The sequence below is a fragment of the Halomonas sp. 11-S5 genome (genome assembly GCF_029889825.1).
Taxonomy (GTDB): Bacteria; Pseudomonadota; Gammaproteobacteria; order Pseudomonadales; family Halomonadaceae; genus Halomonas.
The window spans coordinates 44,104-69,050 of sequence record NZ_JARANW010000008.1; the positions used below are offsets into that span (position 1 = coordinate 44,104).

Annotated in this window: 25 protein-coding genes; 13 read left to right on the forward strand and 12 right to left on the reverse strand. The window is 66.2% G+C overall.

Going from position 1 to position 24,947, the window contains the following annotated elements:
• Window positions 1-91: 91 nt before the first annotated feature.
• Complete coding sequence (locus OP497_RS08205) at window positions 92-694, reverse strand: outer membrane beta-barrel protein (protein ID WP_280547712.1); 603 nt, start codon at window positions 692-694, stop codon at window positions 92-94.
• A 187-nt stretch (window positions 695-881) separates the two neighbouring features.
• On the opposite strand from OP497_RS08205, the gene OP497_RS08210 reads away from it, so the two are divergent.
• Window positions 882-1,205: a hypothetical protein gene (locus OP497_RS08210; RefSeq protein WP_280547713.1), complete on the forward strand. Its 324-nt coding sequence runs from the start codon at window positions 882-884 to the stop codon at window positions 1,203-1,205.
• A gap of 177 nt (window positions 1,206-1,382) precedes the next feature.
• Here the strand turns inward: OP497_RS08210 and OP497_RS08215 are convergent, their stop codons facing one another.
• The 3 genes from OP497_RS08215 to OP497_RS08225 all read right to left on the reverse strand — a co-directional run bounded on the left by OP497_RS08215 (window position 1,383) and on the right by OP497_RS08225 (window position 4,067).
• Window positions 1,383-1,631, reverse strand: a complete 249-nt coding sequence (locus OP497_RS08215) for a YfhL family 4Fe-4S dicluster ferredoxin (RefSeq protein WP_089713546.1) — start codon at window positions 1,629-1,631, stop codon at window positions 1,383-1,385.
• A 67-nt stretch (window positions 1,632-1,698) separates the two neighbouring features.
• Window positions 1,699-2,178 carry a pantetheine-phosphate adenylyltransferase gene (gene coaD / locus OP497_RS08220; protein WP_280547714.1) on the reverse strand — a complete coding sequence of 160 codons (480 nt, stop codon included), beginning with the start codon at window positions 2,176-2,178 and terminating at the stop codon, window positions 1,699-1,701.
• The gene (locus OP497_RS08225; protein ID WP_280547780.1) at window positions 2,175-4,067 is read right to left on the reverse strand and encodes a beta-ketoacyl synthase; all 1,893 of its coding nucleotides are present in this window, start codon (window positions 4,065-4,067) and stop codon (window positions 2,175-2,177) included. The genes coaD and OP497_RS08225 overlap by 4 nt, the downstream gene beginning before the upstream one ends.
• 188 nt (window positions 4,068-4,255) lie before the next feature.
• Here OP497_RS08225 and OP497_RS08230 point away from each other — a divergent pair, with 188 nt between their 5' ends.
• The 6 genes from OP497_RS08230 to OP497_RS08255 all read left to right on the forward strand — a co-directional run bounded on the left by OP497_RS08230 (window position 4,256) and on the right by OP497_RS08255 (window position 11,198).
• The gene (locus OP497_RS08230; RefSeq protein ID WP_280547715.1) at window positions 4,256-4,972 is read left to right on the forward strand and encodes an SAM-dependent methyltransferase; all 717 of its coding nucleotides are present in this window, start codon (window positions 4,256-4,258) and stop codon (window positions 4,970-4,972) included.
• Window positions 4,972-5,301: an SMR family transporter gene (locus OP497_RS08235; protein ID WP_280547716.1), complete on the forward strand. Its 330-nt coding sequence runs from the start codon at window positions 4,972-4,974 to the stop codon at window positions 5,299-5,301. Before OP497_RS08230 ends, OP497_RS08235 begins: the two co-directional genes overlap by 1 nt.
• A gap of 32 nt (window positions 5,302-5,333) precedes the next feature.
• The gene (gene dacB / locus OP497_RS08240) at window positions 5,334-6,767 is read left to right on the forward strand and encodes a D-alanyl-D-alanine carboxypeptidase/D-alanyl-D-alanine-endopeptidase (RefSeq protein ID WP_280547717.1); all 1,434 of its coding nucleotides are present in this window, start codon (window positions 5,334-5,336) and stop codon (window positions 6,765-6,767) included.
• Between the two features lie 18 nt (window positions 6,768-6,785).
• Window positions 6,786-7,157, forward strand: coding sequence for a diacylglycerol kinase (locus OP497_RS08245; protein ID WP_280547718.1), 372 nt, complete (start codon window positions 6,786-6,788; stop codon window positions 7,155-7,157).
• A gap of 67 nt (window positions 7,158-7,224) precedes the next feature.
• The gene (gene glnE, locus OP497_RS08250) at window positions 7,225-10,212 is read left to right on the forward strand and encodes a bifunctional [glutamate--ammonia ligase]-adenylyl-L-tyrosine phosphorylase/[glutamate--ammonia-ligase] adenylyltransferase (RefSeq protein ID WP_280547719.1); all 2,988 of its coding nucleotides are present in this window, start codon (window positions 7,225-7,227) and stop codon (window positions 10,210-10,212) included.
• Between the two features lie 62 nt (window positions 10,213-10,274).
• Window positions 10,275-11,198, forward strand: a complete 924-nt coding sequence (locus tag OP497_RS08255) for a branched-chain amino acid transaminase (protein ID WP_280547720.1) — start codon at window positions 10,275-10,277, stop codon at window positions 11,196-11,198.
• Window positions 11,199-11,496: 298 nt separating this feature from the next.
• Here OP497_RS08255 and OP497_RS08260 read toward each other — a convergent pair whose 3' ends face one another.
• The 5 genes from OP497_RS08260 to OP497_RS08280 form a co-directional block, all read right to left on the reverse strand.
• Window positions 11,497-12,159 (reverse strand): HAD-IA family hydrolase, encoded by a 663-nt coding sequence (locus tag OP497_RS08260; RefSeq protein WP_280547721.1) that lies wholly within the window; start codon window positions 12,157-12,159, stop codon window positions 11,497-11,499.
• Window positions 12,160-12,229: 70 nt separating this feature from the next.
• On the reverse strand, window positions 12,230-13,111 hold the full coding sequence (locus OP497_RS08265; RefSeq protein ID WP_280547722.1) for a tripartite tricarboxylate transporter permease: 882 nt from the start codon (window positions 13,109-13,111) through the stop codon (window positions 12,230-12,232).
• Window positions 13,111-13,395 (reverse strand): tripartite tricarboxylate transporter permease, encoded by a 285-nt coding sequence (locus tag OP497_RS08270; RefSeq protein ID WP_280547723.1) that lies wholly within the window; start codon window positions 13,393-13,395, stop codon window positions 13,111-13,113. The genes OP497_RS08265 and OP497_RS08270 overlap by 1 nt, the downstream gene beginning before the upstream one ends.
• 16 nt (window positions 13,396-13,411) lie before the next feature.
• The gene (locus OP497_RS08275) at window positions 13,412-13,888 is read right to left on the reverse strand and encodes a tripartite tricarboxylate transporter TctB family protein (RefSeq protein WP_280547724.1); all 477 of its coding nucleotides are present in this window, start codon (window positions 13,886-13,888) and stop codon (window positions 13,412-13,414) included.
• Window positions 13,889-13,948: 60 nt separating this feature from the next.
• Entirely contained in the window at window positions 13,949-14,263 is a 315-nt protein-coding gene (locus OP497_RS08280; protein ID WP_280547725.1) for a hypothetical protein, read from the reverse strand.
• Window positions 14,264-14,896: 633 nt separating this feature from the next.
• Here OP497_RS08280 and OP497_RS08285 point away from each other — a divergent pair.
• From OP497_RS08285 to OP497_RS08310, 6 genes are all read left to right on the forward strand, one after another.
• Window positions 14,897-16,741 (forward strand): sugar phosphate isomerase/epimerase and 4-hydroxyphenylpyruvate domain-containing protein, encoded by a 1,845-nt coding sequence (locus tag OP497_RS08285; protein WP_280547726.1) that lies wholly within the window; start codon window positions 14,897-14,899, stop codon window positions 16,739-16,741.
• Window positions 16,742-16,804: 63 nt separating this feature from the next.
• Window positions 16,805-17,671, forward strand: a complete 867-nt coding sequence (locus OP497_RS08290; RefSeq protein WP_280547727.1) for a shikimate dehydrogenase — start codon at window positions 16,805-16,807, stop codon at window positions 17,669-17,671.
• Window positions 17,668-18,117: a type II 3-dehydroquinate dehydratase gene (gene aroQ / locus OP497_RS08295; RefSeq protein ID WP_280547728.1), complete on the forward strand. Its 450-nt coding sequence runs from the start codon at window positions 17,668-17,670 to the stop codon at window positions 18,115-18,117. Before OP497_RS08290 ends, aroQ begins: the two co-directional genes overlap by 4 nt.
• 334 nt (window positions 18,118-18,451) lie before the next feature.
• The gene (locus OP497_RS08300) at window positions 18,452-19,465 is read left to right on the forward strand and encodes a DctP family TRAP transporter solute-binding subunit (RefSeq protein WP_280547729.1); all 1,014 of its coding nucleotides are present in this window, start codon (window positions 18,452-18,454) and stop codon (window positions 19,463-19,465) included.
• Between the two features lie 61 nt (window positions 19,466-19,526).
• Window positions 19,527-20,081, forward strand: a complete 555-nt coding sequence (locus tag OP497_RS08305; RefSeq protein ID WP_280547730.1) for a TRAP transporter small permease subunit — start codon at window positions 19,527-19,529, stop codon at window positions 20,079-20,081.
• Window positions 20,082-21,353, forward strand: a complete 1,272-nt coding sequence (locus OP497_RS08310) for a TRAP transporter large permease (RefSeq protein ID WP_280547731.1) — start codon at window positions 20,082-20,084, stop codon at window positions 21,351-21,353.
• Window positions 21,354-21,408: 55 nt separating this feature from the next.
• Here the strand turns inward: OP497_RS08310 and OP497_RS08315 are convergent, their stop codons facing one another.
• The 3 genes from OP497_RS08315 to OP497_RS08325 are packed head-to-tail and all read right to left on the reverse strand — an operon-like array spanning window position 21,409 to window position 24,929.
• Entirely contained in the window at window positions 21,409-22,299 is an 891-nt protein-coding gene (locus tag OP497_RS08315) for a DMT family transporter (protein ID WP_280547732.1), read from the reverse strand.
• 40 nt (window positions 22,300-22,339) lie between these two features.
• The gene (locus tag OP497_RS08320) at window positions 22,340-23,194 is read right to left on the reverse strand and encodes a sugar phosphate isomerase/epimerase (RefSeq protein ID WP_280547733.1); all 855 of its coding nucleotides are present in this window, start codon (window positions 23,192-23,194) and stop codon (window positions 22,340-22,342) included.
• On the reverse strand, window positions 23,187-24,929 hold the full coding sequence (locus OP497_RS08325) for an FAD-dependent oxidoreductase (protein ID WP_280547734.1): 1,743 nt from the start codon (window positions 24,927-24,929) through the stop codon (window positions 23,187-23,189). Before OP497_RS08325 ends, OP497_RS08320 begins: the two co-directional genes overlap by 8 nt.
• Window positions 24,930-24,947 lie beyond the last annotated feature (18 nt).

Consider the following 24,947-nt stretch of genomic DNA (forward strand, 5'->3'; position numbering starts at 1 on the left):
CGGCGGTGAAACGGGGCAGGGTGGCGCGTCCCGCGCCGTAACGCAACGGCCCCGCCGGTTGGCGGGGCCGTCGACTGGCGTGGTTCAGGGGTTAGAAGCGGTAGCCCAGGCTGGCGGAGATCAGGTCATAGCTGAAGTCGCCATAATCACCATTCAAGTCGAAGTACTCATATTCTGCTCTTAACATGACTTGGTTAACTACGTATTCAGCTCCAAGACCATAGAACGGGTCTGTGCCATCTTCACCGCTACCGAGGCTGTAATAAGAGCCATTATTGACAGCGCTACCTGAAGGGTCTTCTTCCCAAGCAGCCAAACCAAGCTTGCCGTGGACGCTAAAACCATTCTGGATGGGTAGTTTGCCAACAAGAGCTGCACTGAACGCTTCAACACCTAGGCTGATGGTGCCACCTTGGTTTCCCGTCGCACTGGTTTCCCCAAAATCGACGTAACCAGCCTCTACAGCAAAGTTGGGGTTGAACTGATAGCCCACAAACAGCTTGTAACCGGTATCGCTGTCATCTGTATTGAAGCCACGGCGATCAAGCACGTCCAAGCCGTCATCATCTAACGTGGCGTGCCCGATCCCGGCACCCAGGTAGGGTCCCTCGTTAGGGTCGTACTGATAGCTCTGGGCGAAGGCGGGGCTGGCAACCAGGCCGGCCAGGGCGGCGGTGGCGATCAGGCGTTTCATCATGCGCTCCTTTGCATGCTGGGGCAGGCGAGCCTGCAGTTGGGCAAGCGGCAAAAGCCGGCTACCCTGATGTAAGATCCTGTGAAAGGATGTAACCTCGATGATTCTAGGTGCTAATTCGAATGAATGCCATGGTCCGGCGTCGGCCGTCAGGGCGACAATCCAGGCGACAGGGCAGGGAGCGAGGATGATGAAGCGACTGGGCAAGAGCACGATGTTCGCCATGCTGGCACTGGTGATGCTGCTGGGCAGCCTGCCGGCCGTGGCACAGGGAGAGCGTATGGAGGCCCAGCCCAGCGGCGGGGCGATGATCGCCGATGCGGTCGTCGCCCGGCCGCTGCTGGCGGTGGCCACGGTCGGTGGTGCGGCGATCTTCCTGGTGTCGCTGCCGTTCACGGCTCTCGGCGGCAACGTGGACGAGGCGGCGGAGACCCTGATCAAGACTCCGGCCGAGGCGGCCTTCCGGCGCTGCCTGGGCTGCAAGGTGAGCAGGCGCGCCGACGAGATGTAGGGAAGACACTGATTTATTGCTGTCCTCGCCATCCTGGCTGCCAGTGGTGCCGAGGCGTCTGGCCGTCGTTCGCGACATCAATCAGCGTTATCCCGCTTTGTCGATATGCCTTGAGAACAAAACAAGGCGCCCCGCTCGATGAGCGGGGCGCCGTTGGTCGTGCTGGCGTCGAACGGGTCAGGCCGCGGTGATGAGGTGATACTTCTCCATCAGCGCGTCACGACTCTCCTTGTGCTCCGGGTCCAGCGGAATGCAGTCCACCGGACAGACTTGCTGGCACTGGGGCTCGTCGTAGTGGCCGACACACTCGGTGCACAGGCCGGGGTCGATGACATAGATCTCTTCCCCCGGCGAGATGGCGCCGTTGGGGCATTCGGGTTCGCAGACGTCGCAGTTGATGCACTCGTCGGTGATCATCAGGGCCATGGGGTACCTCACGGATGTCGCTGGCCGGCAAGCGGTCCCGGGAAGGAGCTAATCCCGAGTTTCCTGGTCAGGTATTGTAATGGCTCTTCAGCGTCTCGGCGACCCTGGGGTGCACGTGCTTGGAGACATCGCCGCCTAGCCCGGCGATCTCGCGCACCAGGGTGGAGGAGATGTAGGAGTTCTCCACCTCCGGCGTCAGGAAGACTGTCTCCAGCTCCGGCATCTGGGCGCGGTTCATGTTGGCCAGTTGCAGCTCGTACTCGAAGTCCGACACCGCCCTCAGCCCGCGCAGCAGCACGCGGGCCTGCTGTTGCTTCATGAACTCGGTCATCAGCCCCGAGAAGCCGACCACCTCGACGTTGTCGAGGCCGGCCACCACCTCTTGGGTCAGGGCGATGCGGGTGTCGATGTCCAGCACAGGCCCCTTGCCGGGACTCGTGGCGATGGCCACCACCACCTTGTCGAACAGCCGGGCGGCACGCTCGATCAGGTCGAGGTGGCCGTTGGTGATGGGGTCGAAGGTGCCGGGATAGACGGCGGTATTCATCTCGCTTCTCCTTCGTCGAGTCGTCCGAAGGGGTTGTTCACGGCCAGCGACACTTCCCGCGCATAGCCAGGAATGCGGATGGCGTCCCGGCCGACATCGAGTTCGGGCCCCTCCAGCACGCCCTCGCCGAAGCGGTAGCGAGCCACGAAGCGGCCTCGGTCGGCAGCCTGATGATAAGCCGCGGCGGCCTCCCGGGTGGCCTCGCGGCGCGTCTGCCAGGCGGCCACGGCGGTCTCGCCATGGCGCTGCAGCAGCAGTCGCTCGGTCACCGCGGGGGAGAGCACCACGCCGGTGGCGTTGTTGCCACCGAAACCCTTGGCGTTGATGAAGGCGGCATCCGCGACGAAGGGCAGCGGTTCGCGGAATAGCTTCAGGCGCTCGGCGTGGACGTCGTCGGCCACGGCATCCAGGGTGAAGATGCCCGGCAGCAGCCCGTGGGCGAAGCTGCCCAGGGCGCTGGTCAGCTGGTCGCCGGCGGCACTGCCCTGGGAGTGGCCGACGAAGGCCTTCACCGCCACCACCGGCCACGCCGTGATGCCGTGGGCGCGGGCCACCTGGTCGAAGACATGGGACTCGGTGATGCGGTTCTTGGGCGTGCTGGTGCCATGGGCGTGGAGGAAGGTGCGCTCGCGCAGGGCCTTCTCGCCGAGCATGTCGCGCACCAGCGCGGCCGCCTTGGCCAGGGAGATGTAGTTGCCGATGCCGGGGGCGGAGATCGAGCGCTTCCAGCCGTCGGCATTGACGAACACGCCCGGCACGCTGCCGAGGACCTCGGCACCGGTCTCAAGGGCCAGGGCGTCATCCATCAGCATGATGAACTGGCTGGACTCGCCCATGGTGAAGCCGCAGTTGCGGGCGAAGGGCCGGCAGGCCCGCTGGTAGTCGGCGTCGGTGAGCAGCTCCAGAGCATCCAGCGCCTTGAGGCCGTCGTCATCGGCCAGCGCTCCCATGGTGCGGAAGCCCTCGATGACCTCGGGCGTGATCGGGGCATCGGCAGTGCCCACCAGCACGACCCGGCGGCGGCCGGCTCGGATGTCGTCCACGCCCAGGCGCAGGTTGTAGAGGAAGCTGGCGCAGGCGCCGAGTGCCGCCCCGGTGCCGCCCACGCTGCCCAGCACATAGGCATTGATGAAGTCGGCGGGCATCTGACCATAGCCCAGCGGCATCTGCTTGGAGGTGGCGCGCTTGCCGGAGACGAAGCTCTTGAGCAGGCCGCCCCAGCCCTCGTCGTCGAGCTGGCCGATGGAGTTGCCGGCGTAGACGGCGACCTCGTCGGGGTCCAGGCGGTCGCGCAGGCTGTCCCACTCCAGGCCGCTGTCGCCCAGGCAGTCGCTGGCGGCGAAGATCGTCATCGCCAGGCCGCGGGGATGGTGCACGCTGCGATAGAGGCGGCTGGGCTCGAAACCCGTGGGCAGCTGGCCGGCGGCGCGCACCTGGGCCGGGCGCGTCTCGGGCAGCATCACTTCCATGGTGCCGGCGGGGACGGTGACCTCGAGGCTCTGGCGGTCCAGTTCCTGGACCTGCCAGGTGGGGGGCAGGTCGTCGGGCAGTTGCCGGCGACGGATGCGGAAGGTCAGCGGGGTGTCCAGCGCGAGGCTCGCCTTGCGGTTGGCCGGCAGGCCCTCCTCGTTGAAGCGGGGATCCTCGATGCGCCGGATCAGGGTGTGGTCGAGCACCTGCTGGCGGGTCTGCTCGACGATCTCGGCGGCGTCCAGCGGCCGTCCCTCGGCGTCATGCCAGGCACCATCTGCCTGGCAGTCGGCCAGGCGCATCATCGCCGCCAGGCCCAGCAGGGTGCGGGCCTGGTCGTCGTCGGGCAGGGCGTCGAGCACGGTACGGCGAAACGCCTGGTGGCCCGAGGTTCGGCCGGCGGGATTCACGCCGCCCATGCCGACGATCACCGGTAAGTGTGGCAAGCCGGGTTCCTCGTTGTGCGGTTGATATCGTGGCTGCATGTGTCGCTGTCAGGCCATGGATCATAGCACCCGGCTCGTGGCGGCGTCATGCCGGGGCCCCTGCGCGGGGGGCTTGCGGCTGGTAGAATGCTGGCCCTTTCCGTTTCCGCCGAGCCGCTGCCATGACTGCCCGTTCGCGATCCATCGTCAGCCGCCAGACCGGCCCCCACCAGGACCTGCCCCGCCGCGTGGCGCGGGCCCTGGCGCACCCCCTGCGCAAGCCACTCGCCGCGCACACCCGCGAGGCCTTTGACCGGGCCCGGGACTGGCTCGAGCACCGCAACGGGGCGTCATTGATCCTGGATGCGGGATGCGGCGTGGGGCTCTCGACGCGCCGGCTGGCCGAGCAGGACCCGGCCGCCGCGGTGATCGGCGTCGACCGTAGCGCCGATCGTCTCTCCCGGGATCACGGCCCGCTGCCGGACAATGCCCTGCTGGTGCGCGCCGACCTGGTGGACTTCTGGCGCCTGGCCCTGGACGCCGGCTGGCGCCCGGCGCATCACTTCCTGCTCTACCCCAACCCCTACCCCAAGGCCGCGCACCTCAAGATGCGCTGGCAGGGGCATCCGGTGCTGCCGGTGATCCTGGCGCTGGGCGGCCGGCTGGAGCTGCGCTCCAACTGGCGGCTCTATGCGGAAGAGTTCGCCCTGGCGGTGACCCAGGTCACCGGGGTGGCGACCGAGGCGGAACCCTTCGTGCCGGGCGAGGCCTGCCTGACGCCCTTCGAGCAGAAGTACGATGCCAGCGGGCAGGCGCTCTGGCGGCTGGTGGCCGAGCTTCCCCACGACCCCGGCCTGGTGCCCGGGGGCGCGCTGCCGGCCGCCGGGGAGGAGGGCTGATGACGTTCCTGTTCCTGGCCCTGGCGATCGTTGCAGAGGTGATCGCCACCAGTGCGCTGAAGGCCTCGGCGGGTTTCACCCGACTGTGGCCCAGCGTCACGGTGGTGGTCGGCTATGGCCTGGCCTTCTACCTGCTCGCCTTGGTGCTGCGCACCATGCCGGTGGGCATCGCCTACGCCTTCTGGGCGGGGCTCGGCATCGTGCTGGTGACTCTGGTGGGCATCCTGGTCTATGGCGAGAAGCCGGACCTTCCGGCACTGCTGGGCCTGGCCATGATCGTTGGTGGCGTGGTGGTGATCCAGGTGTTCTCTTCCATCTCGTCCCATTAAGCTGAGGGCCTTTCATGCTCCCTGGAGGTTCCATGCGCCGTCGCCCGCTGCTCTGCGTCCTGCTGATGCTGCTGCCGCTGTTCGCCCAGGCGAGTGGCTTCACCCGCCTGGCGGAGCTCGCCGACAAGGGCTTCCTGCTTGGGGCCGAGGCGCGTCTGCTGGGCAGCGGCGAGACCCTGGGTGCCATCGAGCCCGAGCGCCAGCTGTCACCGGCCTCGGTGTCCAAGGTCTACCTGGCGGCGGCGGCACTGGAGCGCTGGGGCCCCCAGCACCGGTTCACCACCCGGCTGGTGAGCCTGGCCGAGCCTGATGCGGACGGGGTGCTGCACGGTAATCTGGTGCTCGACGGCGGGGGCGACCCGATGCTGACCAGCGAGGACCTGTGGCGCCTGGTGCAACGCCTCCATCAGGCCGGGGTGCGGCGCGTCGACGGCCGGCTGGTGATCAGCCAGTGGCGATACGGCCCGGTAGAGTGCATCACCACCGACCGTTGCCAGGCCCATTCCCGGGTGGCCAATGCTTACAGTGCGTTGCTCTCCTCGGCTGGCGTGAACTATGGCAGCTGGTGCGTCAGTGTGGCTCCGGCCACCGTGCCCGGCGACCCCGCCCGCATCACCAGCTGCGACAGCCAGGCGCCGATCGTCGGGATCGACAACCGCGTCGAGACCAAGCCCGACGACAGCGGCACCCGGCTCAATGCCGAGCGTGTGCTGCGTGACAGCGGCGACGTCATGGTGGTGAGCGGGCAGATCTCCACCAATGCCCGGCCCCGGCCCATCTACCGGGCCAGTTCAGACCCGGCGCGCCAGAGCGCGGCCACTCTCCTGGCGATGCTGGAACAGGCCGGAATCGGCGTGCGTGACGGTGCCGGCGTGGCTGCCACCGAGCCGCCGGCCGAGGCCCGTTCCCTGGCCGAGGTGGAGAGCGAGCCGCTGCAGGAGCTGCTGCTGCGCACCCTCAACTACTCCAACAACTTCATGGCCGACCAGCTGGCGCTGAACCTGGTGGAATCTCCCCGCGCCGGTCTGGTGCAGGCCGGCAGGGCACTGGAGGCCTTCGTGGCCGGCCTTCCCGGTCACGGTCCCGTGACCCTGCGTAGCGGCAGTGGCCTGACCCCGGAGAACCGCACCTCGGCGGCGGGCATCACCGCCCTGCTGGAGAGCATGTACCGCCGGCCGGCGCTCTTTCCCAGCTTCGTCGCTGCCCTGCAGTTGCCAGCCAACGGCGTGATGCGCTACCTGCGCCGCGGATCAACGACCTTCCAGCAGCATGTCATGCTCAAGACCGGCACCCTCAACCAGCCAGTGGCGGTGCGCGCCGTGGGCGGCTACTTCCGCACCCGCAGCGGGCAGTGGGGCGTGTTCGCGGCGCTCGTCAACGGTACCGCGAACACCCCCTGGCTCAACTGGCAGCAGGTGCTCGAGCCGCTGGCCGCCGACCTCGAGGAGATGATCGATGCCCACTGATATTCCGGATCTCGCGACATGAAGCCAGGACACACCGGCTGGCAGCACCTGGTGCACTCCACCCGCTACTCCCTCAAGGGGCTCAGAGCGGCCTTTCGCAACGAGGCCGCCTTCCGCCAGGAGCTCGGGGTCTGCGTGGTCCTGCTGCCGCTGGCCTGGTGGGTCGGCCAGGGACCGGTGGAGTGGATCCTGCTGGCGGGCAGCTGCCTGCTGGTGCTGATCGTGGAACTGCTCAACAGCGCCATCGAGAACGTGGTGGACCGCATCGGCAGCGAGCACCACGAGCTCTCGGGCCGTGCCAAGGACATCGGCTCGGCGGCGGTGATGCTGTCGCTGTTCATCGCCGGCCTGACCTGGGGGTTACTGGCCTGGCAGAAATTCCTCGGCTAGGCCGGGTTATGGGGCGGGGCAGGCTTCGCTATGCTGGAGGCATTCGAGAACCGGATGCGAGATGCCCATGGCCCTGCCCGATGACTTCCTGCCGCTGGATGATATTCCCGAGCCCCTGAGGGCTCCCCTGGCACATGCCCGTGACCGGCTGGCGAGCGCGCTGGAGCAGGCCGACAACCTGGCCGACATGAACGGCAGCGACTCCCCGCGGGAGGACTGGCTGGCGCTGTCGGATGCGCGGCGCCGTCAACTGGCGCGGGTGCTGGCCGTCTCGACCTTCGCCGCCGAGACCCTGGTGCGCTATCCGGAGTGGCTGTTGCACCTGGATGCCAGCGGCGAGCTGGATACGACGCCCTCCGCGGAAGCCCTGCGCGATTGGCTCGACGAGCGGCTGGAGGCTGCCGAGGACGAGGCGGCCCTGCATGGCACCATCCGCCGCTTTCGTCGTGCCCGCATGCTGGGCATCGTCTGGCGTGACCTGACTCGCCCCCCGGATCTCGACATGTGGGCAACCAGCGGCGCCGTATCGCGGCTCGCCGAGACCTGCCTGGAGGGGGCCCTGGCCTGGCTCGAGGCCCATTTCGCGCCGCGCTGGGGGCGGCCCGCCGCGCGGCGCGACGGCAGTGAGCAGCGGCTGGTGGTGCTGGGCATGGGCAAGCTCGGCGCCGGCGAGCTGAACCTCTCCTCCGACATCGACCTGATCTTCGCCTTCCCCGAGAAGGGTGAGACCGAGGGCGGGCGCAAGCCCCTGGAGCACCAGGAGTATTTCACCAAGCTCGGCCAGAAGCTGATCACCGCTCTGGACGCGGTGACCGCCGACGGCTTCGCCTTTCGCGTCGACATGCGCCTGCGCCCGCTGGGCGATGGCGGCCCCCTGGTGGGAAGCTTCTCCTCGCTGGCCGGCTACTACCAGGACCAGGGGCGCGAGTGGGAGCGTTACGCCATGCTCAAGGCCAGACCCGTCGCCGGCGACCTGGGCGCGGGCGCCGAGCTGCTGTCGAGCCTGCGCCCTTTCGTCTATCGCAAGTACCTGGACTTCGGCGCCATCGAGTCGCTGCGCGAGCTCAAGTCGATGATCAACCGCGAGGTCCGGCGCAAGGGCATGCAGGGCAACATCAAGCTCGGTCCCGGGGGCATCCGCGAGGTCGAGTTCGTGGTCCAGGCCTTCCAGTTGATCCGCGGTGGCCGTGACACCGAGTTGCAGGTCACTTCGCTGAAGACCGCCCTGGAGCGCCTGCCCGAGCTTGGCCTGCTGCCCCGGGAGGTGATCGACGAGCTGATGCCCGACTACGTCCTCCTGCGCGACCTGGAGCATGTGCTGCAGGCCCTGGAGGATCGCCAGACCCAGACCCTGCCCGACGACGACATCGACCGCGAGCGGGTGGCCCTGGCGCTCGACATGGAGGACTGGCCGGCGGTAATGGCCCGCCTCGACGAGGTGCGCGAGCGAGTGCGCCGGCACTTCGACGCGGTGATCGCCGAGCCCGAGGAGGAGGTGGAGGACACCGATGACGCCGACCAGCCGGCCGGTGCCGTCGGCCTGGAGGAGTGGCGCGCGCTGTGGCGCGGCGAGCTGGAGCAGGACGAGGCCCGGGAGCTGCTCGAGGAAGCCGGCCTGGCGGAGCCGGATGCCGCCCTGCGCCGGCTGCAGACACTGCGCCAGTCCCGCCAGGTGCAGGCCATGCAGCGCATCGGCTTCGAGCGACTCGAGGCGCTGATACCGCTGCTGCTCGATGCCGTGGTCGCCAGCGAGACCCCGGACATCGCCCTGGAGCGGGTGCTGCCACTGGTCGAGGCGGTGTTGCGACGCACCGCCTACCTGGCGCTGCTGCGCGAGAACCCGGATGTCCTGGGACACCTGATGAAGCTGTGCAGCGCCAGTCCCTGGATCGCCGCCCAGCTCGCCCGCCATCCCATCCTGCTCGACGAACTGCTGACGCCCGAGACCCTCTACACCCCCGCCGACAAGCAGCGCCTGGCCGATGAGCTGCGCCAGGCCCTGGGGCGGCTTCCCGAGGATGACGAGGAGGCCCAGCTCGAGGCCCTGCGGGTCTTCAAGCATGCCCAGGTGCTGCACGTAGCGGCCTCCGACATCGCCGGCACCCGCCACCTGATGAAGGTCAGCGACTATCTCACCTATATCGCCGAGGTGGTCCTGGAGGCGGTGCTGGCCATGGCCTGGAAGCACCTGACCCGCAAGCACGGCTTTCCGGAACGTCGCGAGGAGGGGCGCTGCGGCAGCGAGCCCGAATTCCTGGTGGTCGGCTACGGCAAGCTCGGCGGCATCGAGCTGGGCTACAGCTCCGACCTGGACCTGGTGTTCCTCCATGACGGCGCCACCCAGGGGGCCACCGACGGCAAGCGTCCGATCGACAACGCGATCTTCTTCACCCGGCTGGGCCAGCGCATCATCCACTTGCTCACCGCGGTGACACCGGCGGGCAGTCTCTACGAGGTGGACATGCGGCTGCGCCCCTCGGGCAACTCGGGGCTGCTGGTCTCGACGCTCTCGGCCTTCGCCGACTACCAGCGCGAGCAGGCCTGGACCTGGGAGCACCAGGCCCTGGTGCGAGCCCGGGTGGTGGCCGGCCATCCGCGCCTGGCCGAGCGCTTCGACGCGATTCGCGGCGAGATCCTCGGCCGAGAGCGGGACCTCGAGGCGCTGCGCGAGGAGGTGGTGAAGATGCGCCACAAGATGCGCGACCACCTGGGCGGCAAGAGCGGGAAGGGCGAGTTCGACCTCAAGCACGACCCCGGCGGGATGGTCGACATCGAGTTCTTGTGCCAGTTCGCGGTGCTCTCTATGGCGCATGATACCCTCGAGCTATTGGCGTACAGCGACAATATTCGTATTCTGGAGACTCTCGAAGCGACCGATCGCCTGCCGAGCCAGGATTGCCAGCGGCTGCGCGAGGCCTATCTCGCCTGTCGCACGGCCGCCCACCGGGCGGCCCTGACCGGCGGGGCCGGGCGCGGTCGCAACGACGCATTTCGGGCGCATCGCGAGGCCGTCGTCGAGCTCTGGCAACGCCTGCTCGAACCGCAAGGTCACTGAGCGCGGGTGGGTTCCCGCGGGTTTCCCGTTTCCACGATTTAGAAGATGAAAGGACGTAGATTATGTCGATGGCTGACCGAGACGGTCTCATCTGGTTCGACGGCGAACTGGTTCCCTGGCGCGATGCCCAGGTGCACGTACTGACCCACACCCTGCACTACGGCATGGGCTGCTTCGAGGGCGTGCGCGCCTACGCGACCGATAAGGGCGCGGCCATCTTCCGGCTCAAGGAGCACACCGACCGCCTGTTCGATTCGGCCAAGATCCTCGGCATGCACATGCCCTTCAGCAAGGAGCAGATCAACGAGGCCCAGCGTGCCGCGGTGCGCGAGAATGGCCTCGACGAGGCCTACCTGCGCCCCATGGTGTTCTTCGGCAGCGAGGGGATGGGCCTGCGCGCCGACAACCTCAAGACCCACCTGATCGTCGCCGCCTGGGAGTGGCCCTCCTACATGTCGCCCGAGGCCCGCGAGCTCGGCATCAAGGTGCAGACCTCCTCGTTCACTCGGCACCACGTCAATATCGCCATGACCCGTGCCAAGGCCAACGGCCAGTACATCAACTCGATGATGGCGCTGGCCGAGGCCCAGCGCGGCGGCTATGACGAGGCGCTGCTGCTCGACCCTCAGGGCTATGCCGCCGAGGGCTCCGGCGAGAACCTCTTCATGGTCAAGAACGGCGTCATCTACACGCCGATGCTGACCTCCTGCCTCAACGGCATCACCCGCAACACCGTGCTTCACATGGCCGAGCACCTGGGCTTTGAGCTGCGCGAGAAGCTGATCACCCGCGACGAGATCTACATCGCCGACGAGGCCTTCTTCACCGGCACCGCCGCCGAGGTGCTGCCGATTCGTGAACTCGACGGCCGCACCATCGGCGAGGGCCGTCGAGGCCCGATCACCGAGAAGATTCAGTCGCTCTACTTCGACGTGGTGCGCGGCAAGCAGGCCATCGATGCCAGCTGGTTGACGCCGGTGGCCTGATACCCCGCCCCCTCCCACTTCCGGCCCCTGCGGGAGTGAAAGCCCGGCGCCCCGCCTGTCACCCGCAGGCGGGGCGCCTTGCGTGGACTCCACGCCGTAGGCCTTCTTCATCTGCGCTGTCACCCGCAGGCGGGGCGCCTTGCGTCTGCGGTCCGGCAAGCTCCCTCGCCCCGAGGCGGGCCTCGAATATATTGTTGATCCGTATTGTCTGCAGGCCCGCCTGGCAATGACAGTTGCCTCCAGGGCCAATCTGACCAGACTGGATGTTTTGCGATGGTGCGAGGAGAGGCGGGTGGCGCTACAGCTTTGACAGGGCCATCTCCAGCCCCGTCAGGTCGACGGTGGTGATCACGTCATCGGGAAAGGGCGAGGCGGTGGGGTCGGCGGTCACGCCGATGAAGGCCGTACCGTTGGAGCGTGCGGCACGGTAGTCATTGTAGGAGTCGCCGATCATCACGGTATCCGCGGGAACGTGACCACGGCGCGCCAGCAGGTTGCGCAGGCCGTTGACCTTGTCGGGCGGCGCGCCGATCACCTCCACGAAATAGCGATCCAGTCTACGCCGTGCGGTGATGGTCTTGAGCTCGGGCTCCGGCGTGGCCGAGAGCAGGTAGAGCGGCAGGTGCCCCCGCCAGCGTTCCAGGAACTCGAGCGCGCCGGGAATGGCCGGTGCTTCGAGCAGGCGCTGTTCGACATGGGCCTTGAAGCGCCGACAGAGCTCCTGGATACGGGATTCTCCGGCATCGCGGCCCAGGATCTGGCCTTCGATGTGGCGGAACTTGACCTCCCGCGGCTGTCCTCCGCGACGGTTGAGATAGGCGACCACGGCCCGGCGGTTCTTCTCCGGTTCGTCGTCGTAGAGGTCGGCGAAGGCCTGGCGCTTGAGAATCGCCGAATCGAGGATCACGCCATCGAAATCGAAGACCAGCACGCTTCCGTTGCCTGGGGATACGTCGTTCACTGGTTCGCTCCACATCTGCGCCAACAGGAACGCGGCCCGGTGGGCCGCGTCATTGCCGTCGGGTGAGGCATCAGTGTCGCTTGAACAGGTTCTTCAGCCAAGCCTTGGCCGGTGTCTGGCCCAGCAGGACCAGCACGATCACGGCGGTCAGCACCAGCGAGAGGGGGTTGGCCACCAGTGCCAGCAGAAACTGGCTACCGTTGTCGCCGACCGAGGACATCGCCTGGCGATAGGTCTCGTCGAGCAGTGGCCCGAGGATCACGCCGAGGATGACGGGGCCCATCTGGAAGCCGAATACCTTCAGCCAGTAGCCCAGGATACCGAAGCCCAGCATCCAGTAAACTTCCGTCATGTTGCTGTTGATGGAGTAGGTACCCACCACGCAGAGCACCAGGATCAGCGGGATCAGCAGTGCCTTGGGCACCTCGACCACCTTCGAGAAGACCTTGATGCCGGTAAGGCCGAAGATCAGCAGGAAGATGTTGGCCAGTGCCAGGTTGCCCACCGTGAACCAGAAGATGTGCGGGGTCTCGATCATCAGCATGGGGCCGGGATTGAGGCCGTGGATGACCAGGGCGCCGAGGATCACCGCGGTGACCGCATCGCCGGGCATTCCCAGGGTCAGCATCGGCACATAGGCACCCCCTACGGCGGCGTTATTGGCGGTCTCGGGGGCGACCAGCCCCTCATAGGCACCCTCGCCGAAGGGGCTAGAGGGGTTCTTGACGGTACACTTGGCGTGGTCGTAGGCGAACAGCGAGGCGATGTCACCCCCGGTGCCGGGCAGGGCGCCAACGATGACACCGATGATCGAGGTGCGCGCGGAGAGCGGCAGGTACTTCAGCACCATGCTCAGTGGCGGAATGATCTTGTCGACCTTCTGCTTGACCGGCACCTTGGAGAGGTTGTGCAGCTGGTAGAAGGCCTCGGCCACGCCGAACAGACCGATCATTACCACCACATAATGGATGCCGCCGAGGGCGCGCCGGGAATGTTGAGCAGGATGGCCGTGCGCGAACCACCGTAGACGCCGCCCACATAGATGCCCACCATCAGCGCCAGGGCATTGTTGATGTCCCAGGAAAAGGTGAAGGAGATCAGGATCGAGGCGGCCATGGTCACGGAGAGACCAGGGATCGCGCCGACGTAGATGCCGGCCAGGGTGCCCAGTGCTGTCAGCAGCAGAAGCTGAGGATCCACCCAGGCCATCAGGAGGTAGGAAAACGTATCACTCATCGTGGGATCTCAGGGGTCAGGGGAGGTAGACGCGGAACACCAGGGTGAATAGGGCATAGATCACCGCGATGGCCACGGCCGAGATGATCAACGAGCTCACTACCTTGCCCTGTCGGAAATAGATGAAGGTCACCGCCAGGAAGAGGTAGGTGCTGACATAGAAACTCGCCCAGACGATGGCGGCCAGATAGGCCACGGCGAGGAAGGTGAACACCACGATATGCGGTTGGAAGTGCTCGTTGAGAAAGACCTGGGCCTCGTGGAACGCGTTGCGGATGCGCGGATCCCGACGCTTATGGCGGTGGCTGACCAGGATGACCACCGACGAGGCCAGCATCACCAGTGCCAGGCCGACAGGAAAGGTACCCGGTGAGTTGAGGCCGGGAATCCCGTCGATGCGATAGGCCTCGAACAGCACGCCGATGCTGAACAGCAGCAGCAACCAGTCGAAGACTTTCTCTCCCGCCTGGACGCGCTCGAATTTCTGGCTCATGTCATGACTCCGGGGGAGGCCGGCCCGTGACCGACCTCCCCGTCAGGTAGGCATTGTGGGTCAGGGGCGCGGGATGCCGAGCGCCTCGGGGGTGGTCTCGAGCGTTTCGGCATCGGCCTCGTACATGGCCCAGGCGGTCACCGACTGCCAGTTATCCAGGTACTGCTCGGCCTCCTCGCCGTTGAGGTTGAGCGGCTCCGCACCGAAGTTGCTCAAGAATTCCTGGAACTGCTCATTGGCTACCGCCTGTTCATAGGTCTCTTCCAGGGTCGCCTTGATCTCGTCCGGGGTATCCTGATGGACGAAGACGCCCCAGAACGGCCCCCAGGGGAGGAAGGACTCGATGTCCGGCAGCGCCTCGGTGATCGGTGGCACCACCGGCCCCCCACTGGATAGTGCCCTGGATATTGCGCTCGGGATACTCGGCCAGGGCACTGCCAGCCATGGTCAGCGATCCGACGGCGACGGCGAGGCTGGTGAGAAGCGGTTTGAACATGGGGAATCCTCCGGGACTCGTGTTGTTGGCCTGCTCTAGGGCAGTGGTCTTCTTGTGTTGGGACCTGGGTGAATTGTGTTGGGACCTGGGTGAAAAGGCGTTCGGTTGTCGAACGATATGTTCTTGATGCGAACACTAGAACTCCCTTCCAATACTGTCAATGCAGGATGTGGCCACCTACGACCATGGTCGTATGAGGGTGGCGCCTGCCGCTGCCGCAAGTATGTATTCATAAGAAGTGTAGAGGTATTGCAGTCCCCATCCTCTTTTTCGCCTCCTATAGTAGTAGCAGGTATCTTGGGCCACGGCGGAGAGGCCGTGCAGCAGGGGCTTGCCGAGCCATCCTATTTTTCGCGCATATTGCGAACTAAAGAACGCCATGCGAACATTGGAACTATGTTCTAAACTTGCCGAGTGAGACGTATGATACCCACTCGCTCTGATACGATGAATACCGTGGAGTGAGGCTGCCACGCTCACGCCCTCGATATCGCTCCCCCTTGGAGGACAAGATGCGCGCCATTGCCACCGTCTGCCTGAGCGGCGACCTGAGAACCAAGCTCGAGGCCAGCGCCCGTGCCGGCTTCGATGGCGTCGAGATCTTCGAGAACGACCTGCTCTCCTTCGACGGCACGCCGGGCGAGGTGCGCGAGCTGTGCGAACGCTTGGGGCTGGCGATCGTCGCTTTCCAGCCCTTCCGGGACTTCGAGGCCATGCCCGAGCCCCAGCGTGGCCGCAACCTTCAGCGAGCCGAGCGCAAGTTCGATCTGATGGAGCAGCTCGGAACTGACTTCCTGCTGGTCTGCAGCAACGTCTCTCCCCAGGCCATCGACGACATGGAGCGGGTCGTGGAGGACCTTCGTGAACTGGCCGAGAGAGCGCACCGGCGGGGCATTCGCGTGGGCTTCGAGGCGCTCGCCTGGGGGCGGCATATCTCGGACTATCGCGATGCCTGGGAGGTGGTACGCCGCGCCGACCACCCCGCACTGGGCGTGGTGCTCGACAGCTTCCATATCCTTTCCCGCGGTCACGACCTTTCGACCATCGGCAAGATCCCCCGGGACAAGATCTTCTTCGTCCAGGTCGCCGATGCGCCGCTGCTGGACATGGACATCCTGCAGTGGAGCCGCCATTTCCGCTGCTTCCCCGGCCAGGGACGGTTGCCGCTCGAGGCCTTCATGGCCGCCCTGGCGAAGGCCGGCTATGCCGGCCCGCTGTCACTGGAGATCTTCAGTGATGCCTTCCGGGCCGCTCCGACCGAAGCCACTGCCCTGGATGGCCTGCGCTCGCTGATCTGGCTGGAGAATCTGCTGCCGGAGGGGCCCTGGGCGAGCCCCATCCCGCCGGCACCCCGCTACAACGGTATCCACTTCATCGAGTTCACCCTCGACGAGGAGAGCGCAGCCCCGCTGGGCGAGTTCATCGGTGCCCTGGGGTTCCGCCATGTCGGTCGCCACCGTTCCAAGAACGTCGAGCTCTGGAAGCAGGGCGAGATCCACCTGGTGCTCAACTTCGAGACCGATAGCTTCGCGCATACCTTCCGCCTGCTGCATGGCACCTCGGTATGTGCGGTGGGCTTCCGGGTCGACGACGTGGAGAAGGCCCTGGCCCGGGCGAGAGCCTTCAAGGCCCAGACCTATAGCGGCCAGGTGGGCGAGGGGGAGATGGAGATCCCCGCCCTGCGCGGCATCGAGGGCAGCCTGGTCTACCTGGTGGATGACGAGGCCGCCGGCGACCTGCAGTGGCGCACCGACTTCGAGCTCTTCGACCAGGCGAGCCGCGACGAGGCGGGCCTGACCCGGGTCGATCACCTCTCCTATGTGCTGCCTGCCACCCAACTGCTGGGCTGGCAGCTGTTCCATCGCACCGTGTTCGGCTTCGAGGCCGAACCGGAGCACGAGATCGTCGATCCCCGCGGCATGATGATCAGCCAGGCAGTCAACAGCCCCGACCGCAGCATCCGCCTGCCGCTGACCGTTTCCCAGGCTCAGGAGACCCAGCCGGGTCGCTTCCTCAGCGAGTTTCGTGGCGGGGTGCAGCAGATCGCCTTCGAGAGCCAGGATCTCTTCGCCACCGTGGATGAGCTCCAGGCTCGGGGACTGCCGTTGTTGCGCATCCCGCAGAACTACTATGACGACCTCGAGGCGCGCTTCGGGCTCGATGAGGACCTGCTGGAGGCCATGCGCTCGCGCAACATCCTCTATGACCGCAAGGACGAGGGCGACTTCTTCCATGCGTACACCGAGACCTTCTCGGGGCGCTTCTTCTTCGAGATCGTCGAGCGGCGAGGTGGCTACAACCAGTTCGGCGAGGCCAACGCGGGCATCCGTCTGGCGGCTCAGGCCGCTCAGCGCTGAAGCGGATCGCACCCTAATGACAGGGAGCTTGCCAAGCGCCGCTCCTGACTTCGGAGGAATCCCATGAAACTCGGCCTGATCGGCAAGGCAATCATGAACTCCAGCTCGCCGGACCTGCATGTGCGGCTCGGCGAGCTGACCGGCATCCCGGTGACCTATGACCTGTTCGATGCCAACGAGCAGCGCATCGCGTCCCTGGAAAGCCAGGTCACTCAGGTGATCGCCGACGGCTACCGCGGCGTCAACGTGACCTTCCCCTGGAAGGACGCGGCGGTGAAGCTGGCCACTCGCCCCTCCGAGGGCGCCCGCATGGTCGGGTCCGCCAATACCCTGGTGTTCGAGGGGAGCGAGATCATCGCCGAGAATACCGACTTCACCGGGTTCATCAGTGGCTACCAGGCGACTCTCGGTGACCGGCCGCCGGGCCGCGTATTGCTGCTCGGCACCGGTGGCGTGGGCAAGGCGGTGGCCTTTGGCCTGGGCAAGCTGGGGGCCGAGGAGGTGATCCTGATGGACCTCGACGAGGCCAAGTCCCGCCAGCTGGTCGAGGAGCTCCAGAACCAGGGGTTCCGTGCCTCCTTCATCACGCGAGAGCAGGTCGACGAGACGGTGCCGTCCTGTGACGGCCTGGTCAACTGCACCCCCATCGGTCACGAGAAAAGCCCCGGCTGCCCGCTGCCCAAGGAGCTGATCGCTGCCCACCACTGGATCTTCGACGCGGTCTACGTGCCGGCGGTCACCGAGTTCGTCGCCGCCGCCAAGGCGGCCGGTGCCGGTGTGATGAGCGGGGTCAGCCTGTTCGTCTTCCAGGGCGTGGATGCCTTCAAGCTGTTCTGCGAGGATGCCGATAGACGCGCCGCCGCCGACGAGCAGGCGATGACTCTGTTCGCCCATTACAGGCGGGCGCTGCTCAAGGAGGACGAGGCATGAGTCAGGGCAAGGTACTGGTACTGCACGGTCCCAATCTCAATCTGCTGGGTACTCGCCAGCCGGAGATCTACGGCCACGAGACGCTCGACGACGTCAACAACGCCCTGCGCGAGAAGGCCGATCTCAAGGGCTGGGAGCTCAACAGCTTCCAGAGCAACCACGAGGGGGCGCTGATCGACGCCATCCATGCCGCGCGACTCGACGGCACCCTGGCGATCATCATCAATCCGGCGGCCTATACCCATACCTCGGTGGCGATCCTCGATGCCCTCAACGCCTTCGAGGGCACCGTCTACGAGGTGCATATCTCCAACGTGCACCAGCGCGAGAGCTTCCGTCACCACTCCTATGTCTCGCTGCGCGCCGATGGCGTCATCGCCGGGCTCGGCACCCAGGGCTATCAGGCCGCCCTGGACGCCGCGATCAAGGCCCTGAGAAAGGCCTGAGCCACACTCGCTTTCCCGCTTTTCTCTCCGGCCCGCTTCATGACGAGTCTTTTGCGTCGAGCTAGCGCATTCAACGTTGTCCGGCCCCTCTTCTGCGGGGCCGGCGGCTACCCTAGAGATAGGGCGGCGCCCGCCTGCGACGGCTGGTGCGCCTTGCCGCCAGTGTGTTGGGGGCGCCAGCAGGGCCTGCTCTACACCTTTACCAGCAGGGCCTGTTCTACACCTTTAGTTGTAGAGGCGCGGTAGGCGTTGACATAACTGGAAGCCAGTTCTAGTGTTCGCATAAAGCACTATCGTTCGTATTACAAACAACCACTACCACGGAGGACTTTCCATGTTCAAATCATCAGCCAGCGCGACAACGGCAACGCTCGGTGCCCTGATCTTCGCCATGAGCACTCTGGCTCAGGCCGATACCATTCGCTTCGCTCATGTCGACCCCGACGACTGGCAGAGCTCCAAGAAGGGAGCGGCCGCGCACATGTTCAAGAACGTCGTCGAGAGCGAGACCGAGCACAGTGTGGATATCTACCCCGCAGCCTCGCTGGGCGACGAAGACGAGCTGATCCAGCAGGCCATGGATGGCACCACCCAGGTGGTCATGGTCTCGGGGGCCATGTCGAAGATCTGCCCTGCCGCGGGGGTGCTGGACATTCCCTACATGTTCGAGACGCCGCTGGTCGCCTGGGAGGTGCTCGACGGCGAATTCGGCAACGCCCTGGCCGAGCACTGCCTCGAGCAGACCGGACTGCGCACGCTGGGCTATGGCGAGACCGGGGTGCGCCACTTCACCAACAACAAGCTCGAGATTCGTACCCCCGAGGACATGAATGGGCTCAAGTTCCGGGTCCAGGACATTCCGCTCTACGTCGAGATGGTGGAAGGGCTCGGCGCCCAGCCGACGCCGATTGCCTGGTCGGAGTTGCCGACCGCCCTGTCGACGGGCGTGGTGGATGGTCAGGAGAATCCGGTCGGGACCATCTACAACAACAACCTGCATGAGCTGCAGGACTACCTGACGCTCGACGGCCATATCTATGCGGCCGACTTCCTGGTGATCAACGATGCTTACTTCAGCGGCCTCTCCGAGGCGGACCGCGAGGTGATCCAGCGGGCCGGGGTGATGGCCGGCATGATGGGGCGCTCCATCCAGCAGTTCACCACCGCCCAGGGCCTCAAGGCCGTGCAGGAAGAGGGCATGCAGGTCTACAGCCCGACATCCGAGGAGCTCGCGCAGTTCCGCGAGCAGGCCCAGCCGCCGGTCATCGCCTGGCTGGAGGAGGACCTGGGTTCTGACGCCGAGTGGATCCAGCGCCTGCAGGATGCGGTGGCCGACGCCACCGAGTGATCCTCCCGCCACCCCGTGCTCCTGATGGCACGGGGTGGTTTCCTCCAGAGGCTCGAGACACATGGCAGCTATCTTCCAGTCATTTCAGCGCCTGGCGGCGGGGGTCTTTGCCGCCGGCGCGGGGCTCTCCATGGCCCTGATCTTCCTGATCGTCTTCCTCAATGCCCTGGGGCGCTACACCCTGGGGAGCTCCCTGGCCTGGGGCGACCAGGTGCCGGTCTTCCTGGGGATCTACGGGGTCATGTTCGGCATGGCGCTGGCCTACCTGCAGGATCGCCACGTGCGCCTGGGGGTGATCGTGGACTTCCTGTCGGTACGTGTCCGCGAGGCCCTGTTCCTGATCGTCGACCTGCTCGTGGTGGTGACCGGGGCGCTACTCGCCTGGTCGGGCTACCTGTTCATGTCCAGCCGCGGCGGCATGCGAATCTCGGGGCTCAACAGCACCATTCGCAGCCTGCGGGAGGCGACGGGGCTTGAGCTCTTCAACGTGTTCGGCACGATGGCACCCTACCAATTCGCCATCGTGCTGGGCGGTGGCATGCTGGCCGTGGCCGCCACGCTCAAGTTCATCGAGCGGATTGGCACGCTACGTGCGATGACAGACGAGGTGTCGTGAATGGTCTATCTCATCCTGCTGGTCGGCCTGGCCATCGGCATACCGGTTGCCTTCGCCATCGTGGCGGCGTTGCTCTATTTCATGGCCGTGGGCGAGTTTCCCTATCAGCTCTCCGCTGTCGCCACCCAGATGTTCTCCGGAATCAACTCCTTCGCCCTGCTGGCGATACCCCTGTTCATCCTGGCCGGGGAGCTGATGAACGAGAGCGGTATCACCATGCGGATCATTGCCTTCTCCAAGATCCTGGTCGGAAGGCTCAAGGGCGGACTGGCTCACGTGAACATCTGGGCCTCGGTGATCTTCGCCGGGCTTTCCGGTTCGGCGGTGGCCGATACCTCGGCACTGGGACGGGTGTTCATCCCCGAGATGGAGAAGGAGGGCTATCCCCGTGATTTCGCGGCGGCGCTCACCGCGGCCTCGTCGGTGATCGGCCCGATCATTCCGCCGAGCATCCCGGTGATCATCTACGCGCTGATCGTTACCGGCGTCTCGGTGCCGGCGCTGTTCCTGGCGGGTATCGTGCCGGGCCTCCTGCTGGCCCTCTTCCTCTCAGGTTACGTGATGATCTTCGCGGGGAAGTACCAGAAACGGCCCACGGCACTGCCCTCCGGGGAAAAGCGCAAGATCTTGCTTGAAGGCGTCATCCCGTTGTTCATGCCGGTGTTCGTGGTGGGTTCGATCCTGCTGGGCATCGTCACCCCCACCGAGGCGGCTGCCTTTGCCGTGGCCTATGCGCTGTTCGTGGGCATGGTGGTCTTCCGCAAGATCCATTTTCGCGATCTACCGAGCATCTTCACGCGCACCATGGTCGACACGGCGGTGATCATGATCATCATCGCGGCGGTGGCGGCGGCCAACTGGCTGCTCACCTTCAACCGCGTGCCCAACATGCTCACCGATCTGACGCTCGCCTATATCACATCGGAGTGGACCTTCCTGCTGGCGGTGATCGTGCTGTTCCTGGTCGCCGGGCTCTTCCTGGAAGGGATTGCCGCCATGCTGGTGCTGGTGCCGATCCTGCACCCCATCGCGGTGGGCATGGGGGTGGATCCGGTGCACTTCGGCATCATCGTCATCTTCAACCTGATGATCGGCTTGATCACCCCGCCCATGGGGTTGTGTCTGTTCGTGGCCGACTCCGTGGCCAATGTGGGGCTGTCCCGGCTGTCGCGGCGGATCCTGCCGCTGTTCCTGGTGGAGCTGCTGGTATTGCTGCTCATCACGTTCGTGCCGAGTATCGTGACCGGCCTGCCCAGGCTGATGGGTTACTGATGAACGGTGGCGTGGTCAGCCCCATGCCTCGAGGTCATGCCGTCGGACGCCGGCATTAGCTGCGCCGGGTGGCGAGGAAGAGGCCGGCGCCGATGATCAGGATGGCACCCAGGTAGGTCTGCAGTAGCGGTACGTCCCCGAAGACCAGATACCCTGCCGCCGAGACCCAGACGATCTGCAGGTAGAGGAAGGGCGAGACCAGCGAGGCCGGGGCGCAGCGCATGGCCATGATAAGCCCCAACTGACTCACGGCGCCCAGGATGCCGACGGCCAGAAACAGGGGAAGGTCGCCGAGGGCGATGGGCGTCCAGAAGAGGGGGACGATGGCCGAGCTGACCAGGGCGCCTGCCAGGCCGGCATAGAACAGCGAGGTCAAGGGGTGATCGTGGCGGCCGAAGCGTCGCGTGGCGAGCTGATAGAGCGCAAAGCAGCAGGCCATCCCGAAGGGCAGCAGCGCCGCAGGCTGGGCACGCCAGTCCACCGGTCCCACGGCGATCATCACGCCGACAAAGCCTGCCGCGACGGCCAGGCCCCGTGCCAGGGTCACCCGCTCCTTGAGCAGCGGGATGGCCAGCAGGGTGACCAGCAGCGGGGAGCTGAAGTTGATGACATAGACCTGCAGCATGGGCAGCTCGCGCAGCGCCAGGTAGGCGAAGGTACTGGCGCCGAACAACAAGAGGCCGCGCAGTACCTGACCGAAGAGCGATTCCGTACGCATCAGTTCACGGCAGCGCGGTAGCCCCAGCCAAGCGAGGTAACCCGACAGCACCAGCATGTGTCCCGCATAGCGGGCCCACACCACCTGGATCGGGGAGTAGTCCTGGCCGAGCCACTTGACGCCGGTATCCAGCAGCACGAACAGCAGGCCGGCGGCGAGCATGAAGGCGATGCCGAGCAGTGGGCGATCAGCGGGTAGTGCAGGAACTAGAGGGGGAGAGATGGCCATGGGGCTCCCGGGACGTGGGCGAGACTTCAATACTAGCAAGCTAACGATGTTTAGGGTAAGTGTCGGGTGAACAGGCCTCCACCACTCGCCGTGCCTTCTGCAGTGCCAGGCAGGCGCGCTCCAGCGCACTGATACCCTGGCGACGAAGCCCCTCGGTGGGAATCTCCAGGCTCAATGGCAGGTCGCGGGGTAACCTCGCCAGCAGGGCCGGCAGGTCGATATCACCGTCACCCGGGAAGCAGCGTTCCTGGCGTGCCTCGCGAAGGATCTCCGCCATGTCGTCGGGGACCGGGCCGGCCACGTCGCATAGCTGCGAATAGCGCATCCACTCACGGGGAACCCGTGACAGCTCCTCCATCGGGCTGGCCGAACGATTGAAGTGGAAGGCATCCACCAGCAGGAAGGCGTTATCCCGGCCCGCCTCCCGGGCCGCGGCGACGATGCGCTGCGCCTGGGAGAGGTTCTTCACGCCGGTCCAGGGCATGAACTCGAGGTGCGGATTCAGCCCCAGCGGCTTGGCCAGTTCGCATAGCGCTGCGAAGTTGTCGATGGTCCTAGTCGCATCCTCATCGTTGCCGGCCACCAGCACCTCGCTGGCGCCCAGCTCTGCCCCGATTTCCAGGATTCGGGCAAAGTCCTCGCCGACTCGGGTCTCGGGCTTGAGGCGCAGGATCTCGATATCCACGACTCTCAGGCCGGTATCGCGTAGTCGCTCCCGAGTATGGCGCCGCAGGGCCGTATCGTGGGCGAGCGGGAAATGGTGCTCCTCTGAGGTGGCGGGGATCAGGCGCAGGCCGACGCCATCGTAGCCCGCCCGGGCGGCCACCTCGACCATGGCGGGAGGAGACAACTCCAGCACGGTCAGGGCGGCCAGGGAGAAGGGGCGGTCATGCATCGGCGTTCTCGCCAGGTGTCTCGGGTGAGCCGGTCGCGCGCTGGCCGGCGGCGTGCAGGCCGGCAATATGCCCGAAGGTCATGGCCGGGCCGAGGTTGATGCCACCGGCAGGATAGTAGCCGCCCATGATGCTGGCCATGTCGCTGCCTGCCGCGTAGAGGCCGTCGATCGGGAGGCCCCGGGCATCCAGGACCTGGGCGTGCTCATTGGTCTTGAGGCCGGCGAAGGTGCCGAAGCAGCCGGGCACCACCTTCACCGCGTAGAACGGGCCCCGGTCCAGGGGCGCCACGCAGGGGTTGGGACCGTGGGCGGGATCGCCACTCTTGCGGTTGTAGGGGGTGGAGCCGCGGCCGAATTCCGGGTCCTCGCCGCGGGCGGCGTGGCGGTTGTACTCGGCCACGGTGGCGGCGAGCCCGTCCGGGTCGATGCCGCAGTTCCGGGCCAGCTCCTCGAGGGTCTTGCCGGCCTTGAGATAGCCCTTGCGGATCCAGTGCCGGAAGGGCACCGGGGCCGGTCGGGTGATGCCGATCCCGTAGCGGCGCTGGAAGCGGTGGCTGCAGATCAGCCAGGAACAGAGCTCCTCGTTCTCCGGTACCGCCTTGACCATGGCGTCAACGTAGTCGTAGTAGCCAGCGGCCTCGTTGACGAAGCGCCTGCCATTGCTCAGCACCCCGATGATGCCCGGCTTGCCGCGGTCGATGATGTGCGGGAAGTGGCCGACATGGCCGTCCGGGTAGGGGACCACGGAGACCGGCGCCCAGGCCACCGGCGAGTAGAGGCCGGTGTCGATCTCGCCGCCCACCGACTCGCCGAGGCGCAGGCCGTCGCCACTGGCGGAGGGGGGCGGTAACGGCCAGTGTTCCTTACCTGTGGGTGTGCGGGGGAAGAGCTCGCGGCGCCGCTCGACGTCCCAGGGGAAGCCGCCGGCGGCCAGCACCACGCCGCGCCGAGCGGTCAGGGTCATCTCGCCGTCGGGCGTCTCGACGACCACGCCGGTGATTCGAGCGCCCTCCTTGATCAGGCGCCGGGCCGGCGATGAGACCCAGGTCTCGACCCCCAGGGCATCGGCGGACTTGGCCAGTCGCCCGGTCAGGGCCACGCCGTTGACCAGTTGCATGGCGCGGCCGTAGCGGGCCAGGTCATGGAGATGCCGGGTAACACGCTTGGCGACGTGGACGAAGGACCGGAACGAACGGGTAACGGTCAGGAAGGCCATCAGATCCGGCCCGGCCTGGATCGGCATGCCCAGGAAGGCGGTCTCGGGCATGGTCTTGCGCAGCTTCTTCAGCGTCTTCCTGTCGAGCTGGCAGCCATCGAAGGGCGCGGCGATCACCGAGCGCCCGCCGGTGCCGGCACCGGGGGTATCGCCATGGACATCGGCGATGGCGTTGCCGTCGGCAAACTGCAGGGCGGTCTTCTGGTTGAAAAAGGCGACCATCTTCGGGGCGGCGTCGAGGAATGCATCGATCTTCGCGGGGTCGTAACGCTCGCCCAGCTCATGGCGCAGGTAGGTGCGCACCGTCTCCGGGGCCTCGTCGATCCCGGCGGCCTTGGCCAGGGGGTTAAGCGGGGCCCACATCCAGCCGCCGGACCAAGCAGTGGCACCACCCAGGCCCTCGGCCTTCTCCACCACCACCACCTTCAGGCCATGCCAGGCGGCGGTGACGGCGGCGGCGAGGCCGGCCGCGCCGGAGCCCACCACCACCAGATCGACGTCTTGCTGTCTGTCGGCCATTGCCGGTCCTCTGGAATG

Bases quoted from the DNA above. Each gene is read 5' to 3' on its own strand.
- OP497_RS08275 (WP_280547724.1), bottom strand. From the start codon at position 13,888: ATGAGCCAGAAATTCGAGCGCGTCCAGGCGGGAGAGAAAGTCTTCGAC.
- OP497_RS08265 (WP_280547722.1), bottom strand. From the start codon at position 13,111: ATGATCGGTCTGTTCGGCGTGGCCGAGGCCTTCTACCAGCTGCACAAC.
- coaD (WP_280547714.1), bottom strand. From the start codon at position 2,178: ATGAATACCGCCGTCTATCCCGGCACCTTCGACCCCATCACCAACGGC.
- OP497_RS08310 (WP_280547731.1), top strand. From the start codon at position 20,082: ATGGTCTATCTCATCCTGCTGGTCGGCCTGGCCATCGGCATACCGGTT.
- OP497_RS08230 (WP_280547715.1), top strand. From the start codon at position 4,256: ATGACTGCCCGTTCGCGATCCATCGTCAGCCGCCAGACCGGCCCCCAC.
- OP497_RS08315 (WP_280547732.1), bottom strand. From the start codon at position 22,299: ATGGCCATCTCTCCCCCTCTAGTTCCTGCACTACCCGCTGATCGCCCA.
- OP497_RS08205 (WP_280547712.1), bottom strand. From the start codon at position 694: ATGAAACGCCTGATCGCCACCGCCGCCCTGGCCGGCCTGGTTGCCAGC.
- OP497_RS08245 (WP_280547718.1), top strand. From the start codon at position 6,786: ATGAAGCCAGGACACACCGGCTGGCAGCACCTGGTGCACTCCACCCGC.
- OP497_RS08255 (WP_280547720.1), top strand. From the start codon at position 10,275: ATGTCGATGGCTGACCGAGACGGTCTCATCTGGTTCGACGGCGAACTG.
- OP497_RS08285 (WP_280547726.1), top strand. From the start codon at position 14,897: ATGCGCGCCATTGCCACCGTCTGCCTGAGCGGCGACCTGAGAACCAAG.
- OP497_RS08270 (WP_280547723.1), bottom strand. From the start codon at position 13,395: ATGAGTGATACGTTTTCCTACCTCCTGATGGCCTGGGTGGATCCTCAG.
- OP497_RS08320 (WP_280547733.1), bottom strand. From the start codon at position 23,194: ATGCATGACCGCCCCTTCTCCCTGGCCGCCCTGACCGTGCTGGAGTTG.
- OP497_RS08290 (WP_280547727.1), top strand. From the start codon at position 16,805: ATGAAACTCGGCCTGATCGGCAAGGCAATCATGAACTCCAGCTCGCCG.
- OP497_RS08210 (WP_280547713.1), top strand. From the start codon at position 882: ATGATGAAGCGACTGGGCAAGAGCACGATGTTCGCCATGCTGGCACTG.
- dacB (WP_280547717.1), top strand. From the start codon at position 5,334: ATGCGCCGTCGCCCGCTGCTCTGCGTCCTGCTGATGCTGCTGCCGCTG.
- OP497_RS08325 (WP_280547734.1), bottom strand. From the start codon at position 24,929: ATGGCCGACAGACAGCAAGACGTCGATCTGGTGGTGGTGGGCTCCGGC.
- OP497_RS08300 (WP_280547729.1), top strand. From the start codon at position 18,452: ATGTTCAAATCATCAGCCAGCGCGACAACGGCAACGCTCGGTGCCCTG.
- glnE (WP_280547719.1), top strand. From the start codon at position 7,225: ATGGCCCTGCCCGATGACTTCCTGCCGCTGGATGATATTCCCGAGCCC.
- OP497_RS08225 (WP_280547780.1), bottom strand. From the start codon at position 4,067: ATGGGCGGCGTGAATCCCGCCGGCCGAACCTCGGGCCACCAGGCGTTT.
- OP497_RS08305 (WP_280547730.1), top strand. From the start codon at position 19,527: ATGGCAGCTATCTTCCAGTCATTTCAGCGCCTGGCGGCGGGGGTCTTT.
- OP497_RS08215 (WP_089713546.1), bottom strand. From the start codon at position 1,631: ATGGCCCTGATGATCACCGACGAGTGCATCAACTGCGACGTCTGCGAA.
- OP497_RS08235 (WP_280547716.1), top strand. From the start codon at position 4,972: ATGACGTTCCTGTTCCTGGCCCTGGCGATCGTTGCAGAGGTGATCGCC.
- aroQ (WP_280547728.1), top strand. From the start codon at position 17,668: ATGAGTCAGGGCAAGGTACTGGTACTGCACGGTCCCAATCTCAATCTG.